Source organism: bacterium (assembly GCA_019695335.1).
In the GTDB taxonomy this organism is placed as follows: domain Bacteria; phylum CLD3; class CLD3; order SB21; family SB21; genus JABWBZ01.
In genome coordinates this window covers 21,896-32,303 of record JAIBAF010000042.1, presented here as the reverse complement: position 1 = coordinate 32,303, position 10,408 = coordinate 21,896, and the positions used below count along the sequence as shown (strand labels likewise).

The window sequence follows — 10,408 nt, the reverse complement described above, 5'->3', positions numbered from 1 at the left end:
GCGGATGGAACGGAAGAAGGTAATGATAGAATCCGGTGTAATTACTGCCACACGCTTTTCAAAATCGTTCCCGAAACGCCGGCCAATCCGAAAGTGATTATTGCGAAAGGCGCCAATGTTGTTTTCGGAAAAAATTCGAACGTGACCATCAAAGGCGGCGTGAAAATCGAAGAAGGCGCGAACGTGCAATTTCTCGGTAAATTAGAAATTATTGAAATAGGCGATAAAGCATTGATCGAACAAATTAAAAACAGGGCAAAATAAGGAGCAATTATGGGCTTAATGGATGGAATCAAAAAACAACTGCGGTCCGTTATCGAGTGGTCGAATCCCGATCCGAATGTTCTGTTTTTCAAGTGGAGCGAAAACGGCGATGAAATTAAAAACGCGTCGAAGCTTATCGTCAGTCCCGGCGTCGGCTGCATTTTTGTATACGAAGGCAAAGTCGAAGCGGAATTGAAAGATGAAGGGTTGTTCAGTTTAGAAACGGACAATATTCCTTTTTGGACGACGACGATTAAATTGATGCAGGCGTTCGAGAGCGAGCATAAAGTCGGAATCTATTTTTTCCGGAAGGCGAATATTCTCAACGTGCGCTGGGGCACGACGTCGGTGGTTAAATATGAGGATCCGAAATATAAGTTTCCCGTCGGGCTTGGCGCGTACGGTAATTACTCGATCCGTATTCTTGAGCCGAAAGAATTTTTCCGAAAAGTAGTGGCCGGGGCCGAACTGTATAAAGTGGAAGATCTGCAGAAAATCATTTCCTCCCGCATTACGCAGCCTTTGACCGACATTCTGGCCACCTCGCGATATGCCTACACGGAAGTGGATGCCAATCGTGAAGAAATTGCCGCCGCGTTGGAAGTAAAATTAAAAACGATTTGCGCCGATCTTGGATTTGAAATGCTGGACGTGCGGATCGAAGGAACGAGTTTTGACGAAGCGACGGAGGCGCGCATCAACAAAATTGCCGATATGACGGCGGAAGCGCAGGCCCTGAATGCGCTGGGCATCAATTACGCGCAGAAGCAGCAATTAGAAGCGCTGAACAACGCGGCGAAAAATGAAGGCGGTATTGCCGGACTCGGTGCGAGCCTGACGGCAGGACTCGGCCTCGGACAGGCGATGGGCAACGCTATGAATACGATGAATACCCAACAGAAATCGGAAGACGATCCGATGCAGAAACTCGAAAAACTCAAAAAGATGTTCGACAATCAATTGATTTCCGAAGATGAATACAAAGCCAAAAAAGCAGAAATTCTTTCAAAAATGTAGCTGATAAGACGGAGGAACATGAAATTATTTTTGTTTGTGGCATTTATCAGCTTGTGTCTTTTGAGTTGCTCGAAAAAGCAGGAAGAATTGTTTACCGTTCGAATCGCGATCGGAGATTCGGCCATGACGTGGTCCGACGGCAAGATGATTATGAATTTGGATTCGCTGCCAGGCTCATGGGAGATTCCGGCTTTGTCAGACTCACTAGGATACGTGCAGGCTGCAAGAAATGATTCGGAATATTATTCAGGCCGAACCTATTCTTCGCGTTTAATAGTTGATGTGCGAAAGAATGTTGCATCACAGTTACTGGTAATGATGGTCTACAACACGCTTCGAAATCAATTTAATGAAACGCGGTTGCTGTGGACACTTCCGGATCACCGCGTATTAGAAATACCTGTTTTGGCTATGCAAGGGTACGGGCTCAATCACCAAGTCAATATTACACCAACGGACATCTGGATGGCAACGTATCTGCATCCTGTTTATGAAGCTCCGCCCGACCTTCCGCCGGACGATCCGATTCCTTACTCGCTTGAAAAGCCATTGGAAGAACAAAAAGAAAAAACGATTGATCAGAAACAAGCGAAACAGTTGACGGCCAAACGCGCTCATAGAGCCAGGGCTCAGGCAGTAGCGGCTACTCGCCCTTCATCGTTCGGTCGAGTTTCGCATCCTATTAAAATTGCACGTGTGGACGGCCAATTGAACATCGCCGAATTTAGAACCAAATTGGCGTGGCTTACGGCGGAGCTTGGTAAAATCGGTTATGTTAAAGGCCGTCATTTTAATATATCAGTGAACGATCAGGTCCCGGCTTCTGAATTTTTTGAAGTAGCGGAGGCTATTATCGGATCCATTCCGAATGAAACTCCTTTGCAAAAAGCGGCCATTTGGGACATGGCGCCTCCGCCTCCCCCGCAAGCGCCCGGCGGAGCATTTCGATATCTCAACGGGTTGACCGCATCGTTTAGAGATTTTTCCATTTCTATCGGACGCAATATTATTTCTGAAGTTCGTGAAGATTCGTCAGGCGCTGACGGATCGCCCAATCACGATTTGCTTTGTATCGGAGGTTTGTTGTACACCGCGATCGAAGACAGCAATATGTCTCGCACCCAGCTTATACTGGATTATGGGATGGATGTTAACAGCTATGCATTTGACGGACTTGAAGTCCAGCGAGGCCAATACGACGATGAAGAGGTCAAAGGTCAGGAACGGCGGCAAGATTGGCACGGGTATACGCCATTACTGCTCGCGGTATCGAAAAATCAGGCCGACGTCGTACGATTTCTGATCCGGCACAATGCCGATGTCAATCGACCCAGCAAGACGTATACGTATAAATGGGGAGGAATAGTGGTCGCCAATGATAACTTCACTTGGAAAACGAATACGTCGACAGAGGGGCGGATCATTTCTCCGCTTAAACTTGCGCTTGAAAAGAAAAACGAAGAGATTGTCAAAATTTTACAGGAAGCAGGCGCAAAGTAAGGTTTAGTATTTCATGATCCATATTCTTGCTATTTCCGGCAGTTTAAGCCGTTTCTCTAAAAATACTATTCTACTCCACGCCGCGTCGAAGTTGGCGCCGCAAGGAACTCGCATCGATGTCTTCGACGGTCTGGGTGAATTGCCGCCATTTAATCCCGACATTGAAAGTTCACCGCCGCAATCGATCATCGACTGGCGCGAATTGGTAAAAAAATCCGATGGTTTAATAATCGCGTGTCCGGAATATGCACACGGCGTTCCGGGCGTTTTGAAAAATGCATTCGATTGGGTCGTCGGCAGCGGCGAGATCATGCACAAACCGATTGCGCTGATCAATACGACGCCGAGTTCAAAATTTGCGGTGCCGTCGTTGAATGAAACGCTGACAGTCATGATGGGATTAGTCGTTCCCGAAGCGTCATTGGTTATTCCTATACCCGGAAATAAATTCGATGAAGCGGGAATGATAGCTGATCAGGAGATTGCGGGAAAGATTATTAAATCGGTAGAGGCATTGACAGCAGCGATTTCGAAAAAAATTCAAGTTGATCCCAACTAAAAACCCCTCACGCATTGCATCGGAGGGGTTATTCAGTTTTCAGTCAATCGATTTACTTAAATATCTCGCCAAAAAAAGCCTTCATTTCATTCCACGAAGCTGTATCGGCCGCGGCATTGTAGCCGAGCGGGAGATTAAATTTTTTGCCCATGACATCGGAGCCGGGATTCGTGAAAGAATGGATCGCGCCTTCGTAAGATTTGACGGCATAGTTGACGCCGGCGTCATCCATTTCTTTTTTGAAACCGTCCACTTGTTCTTTCGGGATAAACGGATCGGCTGCGCCTGTGCAGACGAGGACACGTGATTTGACTTCGCCTTTTTTTGCCGGTGTTTCGGTATTAAGACCGCCGTGGAAGCTGACGACGCCTTTCAGGTCGACGCCCTGACGCGCCATATTTAGAACGGTCGATCCGCCGAAACAATAACCGATCGCAGCAATTTTATCCGGATCGCAATTCGGATTGGCTTTCAGAATTTCCATCGCCTTCATAAAACGATCTTTGGCGCCGGGTCCGCGTTTCATGACTTCACCGGCAAATTTTCCCGCATCGTCCGGATGGTCGGCTGTTTTACCATCGCCGTACATGTCGACGGCCAACGCAACATATCCCATTTCAGCCAACATTTTTGCACGTTTGCGGGCATAGTCATTGTGTCCCCACCACTCGTGTACAACCAGTACCCCGGGGCGTTTGCCTTTTTGGTCTCCATCATAAACCAGAAATCCCTTCATATTGACACTGTCGGCGGAATAGGTAACTTCTTCGCTGACCAATTTTTCTTTCATGGGTGTATCGGCTTTTTTGGCACAGGCTGCCAAAAAAACGAACATAAAAACAGTTAATGCACGTACTGTCATGGCTCATTCTCCTTGAATTAATTTAGGGCTTTGAAATTAAGAGAATGTAAAGTTCTGAAATTAAGATACAAGAAAAAATGCGCCGTTTTTTAATTAACTCTTTTGAATGAATCTTCCGTATCGTCAAACCATAATACTGTCATCGCGTCGATTTTTTTGGCGTCCGTCGGAAAATAAATCCTGTAATCCTTCCTGCCTTCAGCTGAAAACACGCCTTTCCCCATATACGTTAATTTTCTTTTCAGGCTGCCGTTGTCGAAATACAACTGTTTGTTTTCCTGAATAATTTTCCGGTTGCCATCATACTCTCCAACGATTAATCGGCGATAATCTTCGCCGGCCATTTCCTGATCGAGGTACGATTCATATTCAAACTTCAGCCATTGCCCCGCATTTTTCAGTTTTTTGTTTTTGGCAGTTTCGCTAAGTATCCGGCAGACTTCCGACATGGCTTTATTAAAATTAAACGATGCATTGGAAGACGATACGGCAATGTCCGGCGTAATACCTACGCCATCGAAATTCGCGCCTGATTTGGCCGTTTTGCTTACCGCCGTCGTGATAAACATGTATAACACGTCGTTGATAACAAATAGTTCTCCCGGATTGCCCAATCCTTTGGTTTGCCCGCCAACAAGGGCGGCTCTTTTGTATTCTTTGAGGCACGCGGCCAAACCCTCAGCCGCCGAAGCCGTATTGCCGCTAACAAGAATGAACAATGGCACGTCAGTGAGTTTTTTGATTGTGGCATCCTTTACGGTGTACGATTCTTTCATTTCGTTATTTTTTCTGAAACGCAGTTCACTAATCTTAGTCGATTCCGGTAGAAAATAGCTGAGAATAAAATCCATGGTTTCCGATGGCCCTCCGCCGCAATCCGACAAGTCCAGCACAATGGCCGACGCATTGGAAATGAAATTCATCGCACCGGTCAATGTTTCTTTGCAATATTTTAATTCAACAAAATTGTCCAGCTTGAAATAGCCGATGTTGCCATGCAAAATTTCGACTTTTCTCATTCTGAAGTTTTCACCTTTCAATAATTCAATGAACCCTTCATCCGGAACTTCTTTTTCTCCGGCAGCCTCCTTTCTTAACTGGCGAACGATCTTAGGGCTAAAATTAATCTGAAGGTGTTTGTCTTTAGAGAGGTTGATCAGATCACGGTTTAATTGATCGCCGAAAGAATCCAGAGTTTCAAAAGCGTCGTATTGATTGGTCTCCAATTTCCTGGTCAATTCTGCCGCCATCGCATCGGCTTTTTCGATGAAAACGTAATTTTCTTTTAATAATGATGCGACTTTGACAACAATTTCTTTTTTTTGAGCGGGCTTGAGCTTGGAATCAAGGTTCTGGCCGCTGCATTGGTTGAAATTATTTACAAAAAATAATACAAATAGAACGGCGAAAGTTTTCATAAATCAATCTCCTTTGATTCTTATTAAGGTAATATCAGCGGCGCCTCTAATGCTAAAACGGATCAGCCATGCGCTTGGTTAACACGCCGGTTTTTTTGATTGGCAAAATTGTATTTTCTTTCCTACTTTTGCGCCGCTATTTCACTGTCATCAACCCAATCAGGACCCGGATTTCTTCATGGCCAACGAATCCTATTTACCCTCGCCTTCAGAGAAAAAAGAATATGTCAAATCCATGTTCGATCGCGTGGCCTCGCGGTATGATTTTCTCAATCATTTGCTCAGTTTAGGTATCGATATTTACTGGCGGCGGCAAGCGCTGAAACTGATCAATTTCCAGATGAATCCGCGATTGCTCGACCTGGCGACGGGAACGGGAGACGTGGCGGTTGCAGCGGTGAAAAATGGCGCCCGTAAAGTCGTCGGTGTTGATTTATCGCATGGCATGTTGATCTACGGCCGGGAAAAAATCCGTAAGAAAGATTTGCACCGTCAGATTTTTATGGTATGCGGTGAAGCGGAAAAATTACCGCTTCCGGACGAAAGCGTCGACGCCGCTACAATCGCTTTCGGTATCCGCAACGTCGAAGACATTCCGAAATCGTTGAGTGAAATGGCGCGCGTATTAACCGGATCGGGCATCGTCGTCATCCTGGAATTTTCCATGCCGCGATTGCCGGTGTTTAAGCAACTTTACCGGTTATATTTTGAAAAAATTCTTCCGGCGGTCGGTTCGATATTTTCCAGCGATAAAAATGCGTATCATTATTTGCCGAATTCCGTTATGAAATTTCCTGAGCGCGAAGCCTTCAAACAACTTTTGGAAAATGCAGGTTTTGCGAACGTTCGATATTTCGATATGACAATGGGCATTGTGACGGTGTACTGCGGAATTAAATTATAGGTGTTCGATGGATCGCAGGCATTTCGCCAAAAAACTTTTCGGGGGATTGGCCAGTATGGTTTCAGGCCCTCTGACAGACATGGAACGTTATAACGATTCGCGTCTTGCGATACAGTTCATTCGTCACGCGACTTTGATTCTTGAAATAGCCGATCAAAAAATTCTTATCGATCCGATGTTGAGTCCTAAAGAAACGATGGATCCTGTGGCGAACGCAGTAAATAATTTTCGCATTCCCATGGTTGATTTGCCGATAGACGAGGCAACATTGTCGCAATGGTTAAACAGTCTCACGGCTATTGTCGTTACCCATACGCATCGTGATCATTGGGACGCAAAAGCTATTCAGATATTACCAAAAAACTTGCCGCTCTTTTGCCAACCTTCGGATGAATCCGTTATAAAAAATCAGGGCTTTACGGACGTCCGCGTTATTCAAGGATATGTCGATTGGAAAGGAATTACGATTACGCGAACCGGCGGACAACACGGTACGGGTGAAATTGGCCGTAAAATGGGAACCGTTTCGGGATTCATTTTTCAAACTGATCAGGCTCCGGCGTTATACGTTGCAGGCGATACAATATGGTGTAATGAAGTTGCCGATGCATTACGTCGTTTTTTACCTAAACATGTTATCGTCAATGCCGGCGCGGCACAATTTTTAACCGGCGGACCGATCACGATGGATACTAATGATATTGCACAAGTATGCAAGGCCATGCCGGAAGCTGAAATTATTGCCGTTCATATGGATACGGTAAATCATTGTTTACTGAAGCGAACGGACCTCAAAACTTTTGCCGAAAAAGAGAAATTAAATATTCGAATTCCCTTGGATGGCCAGAAAATAGAGTTGTAATTTTTTCTTAATAGAATTAAAAACTATTTATTATATTGCTACCAATATCGGCTTTACTTTGAAACAAACAGGTTTTTATGTCGCTGATCACAAAAAACGTCCACGACTTCTTGAATGAGCTTGCTTCGTCGTCACCGGCTCCGGGCGGCGGCAGCGTTTCGGCGTTAGCCGGAGCTTTGGGAACGGCCTTGGTGTCGATGGTGAGCCAATTGACCATCGGAAAGAAAAAATACGTCGCGGTTGAAAATGAAATGAAAGAAATACTGCAGGCAAGTGAAAAATTACGCGCCGAAGCGACAACCTTGATCGATCGTGACACCGAAGCGTTCAACGTTGTCATGAATGCGTTTAAATTACCTCAGGCCAACGACGCCGAAAAACAACAGCGATCCGAGGCCATTGAAGCGGCGACGAAGCAGGCCACGCTGGTTCCACTTGATCTGATGAAACTGTGCGCGCAAGCGATCCGTCTTTCCAAACACGTTGCAGAAAAAGGGAATACGAATGCGCTCAGCGATGCCGGAGTCTCCATGCTGATGATTCAGGCAGGATGCCGCGGCGCTTATTACAATGTCAAAATCAATTTATCCGGGATCAAGGACGCCAATTTTGTAAATGAAGTCGGTGCATCGGCTTCCGCAATTTTATCCGAAGTCGATCAAACTGCGCAAACTATACAACAACGCGTCGAAACATCGTTTGCATAATATGCCTGTTCAGTTTGACATCACGCTGACATTGATTGTTGCCTGCGGGCTGATTTTATTTACCTATTTTTTATACATTGGCCGCCATCAGAAGAAAAAAATTGCAAAGCGGCGCGAACGTCTGAAAAATAATTGGAAAGACCGGCTAGAATAATTATGAGCGAACCCAAAGACGACAAAGATTTTGAAAAACAATCGCTGATCAAAGGCGAAGTGCAGGACGAAGTCGACCGTAAATTGTTCGAACTTTCTGCGCTTTTTGAGATCAGCCAGTTGTTGAATTCCTCTCTTAATCTGACTTCCATTGCCGATAATATTTTATTGTCGCCAATGGGAAGAATGATGATCAATAAAGGCGTTTTCCTGATGCATCGCGGCGATCATCATTTTGAAGTCTATACGCTCAAAGGCCTGTCACGCGAACTGATCGGCAAAAAACTGCACATGCCCGATTTGCCGCAGAAGCCGTTTTTAATGGATGAAATTAAAAACAACGGTTTCCAATGGTTATCCTTTTTCGAACAATTCGATATCAAATTATTTTTGCCGATCGTTCTTCGCAACGACACGCTTGGATTGGTGGCGTATGGAAAAAAGTTAATCGGCAAAGGTTATATCGAAAGTGAAATTGAATTTTTGTCATCGATGGCCAATATCGCCGCCACCAGCATCCACAACGGCGTTGTGTTCGAAGAACTGAAGAGCGTCAATGTCAAACTGGATAAAAAAATTCAGGAACTCAATACGCTCTTTGATATCGGGAAAGAACTCAATGCGGTTCTGGATTCAAAGCAAATTGTAAAACTGCTCGGTTATGGTTTGATGGGCGAAATGATGTTGAATAAATTTGCCGTTTATTTGCGCCGTAATGATTCGGTAGAATTGGTTGAAAAACGCGGATTCGCGAAAATCGAAATGGATGTTCAGCATTTGAATGCGATGTTCGACGTCGGAGCCGCGTATGCTATTGAAGAGGCGGAAGAAAGCGATCTCAATTCCGCCCTGGCACGTAACGATGTTGTGTCGGTCGTTCCGATGCGCTCGCAGGATAAAACCAAAGGAATTTTGCTGCTCGGTAATAAGATTTCGTCCAAATCATTTTCAAAAGATGAACTGAATTTTTTGTACACGTTGTGTAACCAGGCGATGATTTCGCTGGAAAATGCGTGGCTTTTTGAAGATTCGCTCGAACGCAAACGCCTCGAAGAGGAATTGGCGCTCGCCCGTAAAATTCAGATTGGACTTCTTCCGAAACAATTTCCGGAATGGAAAAATTGTGAAGCGTTCGGCGTCAATATTTCATCAAAGCAGGTCGGAGGCGACTACTTCGACGTCGTTAAAATCGACGACAAAAATTATATTATTGCGATCGCCGATGTTTCAGGCAAAGGCGTGCCGGCGTCGCTGCTGATGAGTAACGTACAAGCCAGTTTGCTTGCGCTAAGCGGTGAAGTCAAAGCATTCGATCATCTTGTCGCAAAAGTGAACAATATCATTCATGCCAATACGGATTCTGATAAATTTATTACTTTTTTCGGCGGCGTTCTGAATCTGGACGCGATGACATTTACGTACGTCAATGCCGGTCACAATCCGCCGTACTGGGTCAAAGCCGACGGTTCACTCCAAATGCTCGAAAAAGGCGGACTCCTGCTTGGGATGATGCCACACATGCCGTACGAAATGGAAACCATTCAGTTACAACCAAACGATAAGGTTGTTATGTTCACCGACGGCGTAACGGAAGCGATGAACGAGCAGGATGAACAATACGAAGAACCGCGGCTTGAAAAGCTTCTTCAAACCAACCTTCCGCTCTCGGCTAAAGAAACGACTGAACTCATCGCCCAGGAAATCAAGGTTTTCGCCGGTAATGCGCCTCAATCGGACGACATTACCGTCGTCGTGATCAAAGCAAAGTGAATGTAGCCAATGTCCGGCATCGGGATTTAGTTAATCAAATTAAAATTTATCTGAAATGTGGAATCGATGAAACTCGGGATCATCATCGAAACGAAAGAATACGAAAAAGCGTGGAATGCTTTTCGATTTGCAGTGACCGCTAAAAAAGCCGGCCATGAAGTCAAAGTGTTTCTCATGGGAGAAGCGGTTGAATGCGAAGGCTTAACGCATGAACAATACAATGTCAGCGAGCAATTGAAAAATTTTATCAAACAAGGCGGGGAAATTCTGGCTTGCGGAACTTGTCTTCAATCACGCCAATTGAGCGGTACGGAAGCGTGCCCGATGTCCACGATGATCGATTGCGTGAAAATGGTTGAATGGGCGGATAAAACAGTTACTTTTTGATAACC

12 protein-coding genes are annotated in these 10,408 nt (G+C 45.2%); 10 read left to right on the top strand and 2 right to left on the bottom strand.

What is annotated here, in order from left to right:
- From K1X84_11350 to K1X84_11335, 4 genes are all read left to right on the top strand, one after another.
- The coding region (locus K1X84_11350; GenBank protein MBX7152231.1) for a hypothetical protein at positions 1 to 264 on the top strand (264 nt) is incomplete at its 5' end.
- Between the two features lie 9 nt (positions 265 to 273).
- A complete protein-coding gene (locus K1X84_11345) occupies positions 274 to 1,281 on the top strand; it encodes an SPFH domain-containing protein (GenBank protein MBX7152230.1) in 1,008 nt (335 codons plus the stop codon).
- An 18-nt stretch (positions 1,282 to 1,299) separates the two neighbouring features.
- Complete coding sequence (locus K1X84_11340; GenBank protein ID MBX7152229.1) at positions 1,300 to 2,781, top strand: ankyrin repeat domain-containing protein; 1,482 nt, start codon at positions 1,300 to 1,302, stop codon at positions 2,779 to 2,781.
- Between the two features lie 13 nt (positions 2,782 to 2,794).
- Positions 2,795 to 3,340, top strand: coding sequence for an NAD(P)H-dependent oxidoreductase (locus K1X84_11335; GenBank protein MBX7152228.1), 546 nt, complete (start codon positions 2,795 to 2,797; stop codon positions 3,338 to 3,340).
- A gap of 52 nt (positions 3,341 to 3,392) precedes the next feature.
- On the opposite strand, the gene K1X84_11330 is transcribed toward K1X84_11335, so the two are convergent.
- Both K1X84_11330 and K1X84_11325 read right to left on the bottom strand, forming a co-directional pair.
- Positions 3,393 to 4,175 (bottom strand): dienelactone hydrolase family protein, encoded by a 783-nt coding sequence (locus K1X84_11330; protein ID MBX7152227.1) that lies wholly within the window; start codon positions 4,173 to 4,175, stop codon positions 3,393 to 3,395.
- A 116-nt stretch (positions 4,176 to 4,291) separates the two neighbouring features.
- Positions 4,292 to 5,620 (bottom strand): S41 family peptidase, encoded by a 1,329-nt coding sequence (locus K1X84_11325; GenBank protein ID MBX7152226.1) that lies wholly within the window; start codon positions 5,618 to 5,620, stop codon positions 4,292 to 4,294.
- A 178-nt stretch (positions 5,621 to 5,798) separates the two neighbouring features.
- On the opposite strand from K1X84_11325, the gene ubiE reads away from it, so the two are divergent.
- The 6 genes from ubiE to K1X84_11295 all read left to right on the top strand — a co-directional run bounded on the left by ubiE (position 5,799) and on the right by K1X84_11295 (position 10,403).
- Positions 5,799 to 6,524, top strand: a complete 726-nt coding sequence (gene ubiE / locus K1X84_11320) for a bifunctional demethylmenaquinone methyltransferase/2-methoxy-6-polyprenyl-1,4-benzoquinol methylase UbiE (protein ID MBX7152225.1) — start codon at positions 5,799 to 5,801, stop codon at positions 6,522 to 6,524.
- 79 nt (positions 6,525 to 6,603) lie between these two features.
- The gene (locus K1X84_11315; protein MBX7152224.1) at positions 6,604 to 7,386 is read left to right on the top strand and encodes an MBL fold metallo-hydrolase; all 783 of its coding nucleotides are present in this window, start codon (positions 6,604 to 6,606) and stop codon (positions 7,384 to 7,386) included.
- Positions 7,387 to 7,472: 86 nt separating this feature from the next.
- The gene (locus tag K1X84_11310) at positions 7,473 to 8,093 is read left to right on the top strand and encodes a cyclodeaminase/cyclohydrolase family protein (GenBank protein MBX7152223.1); all 621 of its coding nucleotides are present in this window, start codon (positions 7,473 to 7,475) and stop codon (positions 8,091 to 8,093) included.
- A 1-nt stretch (position 8,094) separates the two neighbouring features.
- Positions 8,095 to 8,247: a hypothetical protein gene (locus K1X84_11305; protein ID MBX7152222.1), complete on the top strand. Its 153-nt coding sequence runs from the start codon at positions 8,095 to 8,097 to the stop codon at positions 8,245 to 8,247.
- 2 nt (positions 8,248 to 8,249) lie between these two features.
- Entirely contained in the window at positions 8,250 to 10,016 is a 1,767-nt protein-coding gene (locus K1X84_11300) for a SpoIIE family protein phosphatase (GenBank protein MBX7152221.1), read from the top strand.
- A 66-nt stretch (positions 10,017 to 10,082) separates the two neighbouring features.
- A complete protein-coding gene (locus K1X84_11295) occupies positions 10,083 to 10,403 on the top strand; it encodes a DsrE family protein (GenBank protein MBX7152220.1) in 321 nt (106 codons plus the stop codon).
- Positions 10,404 to 10,408: the final 5 nt, after the last annotated feature.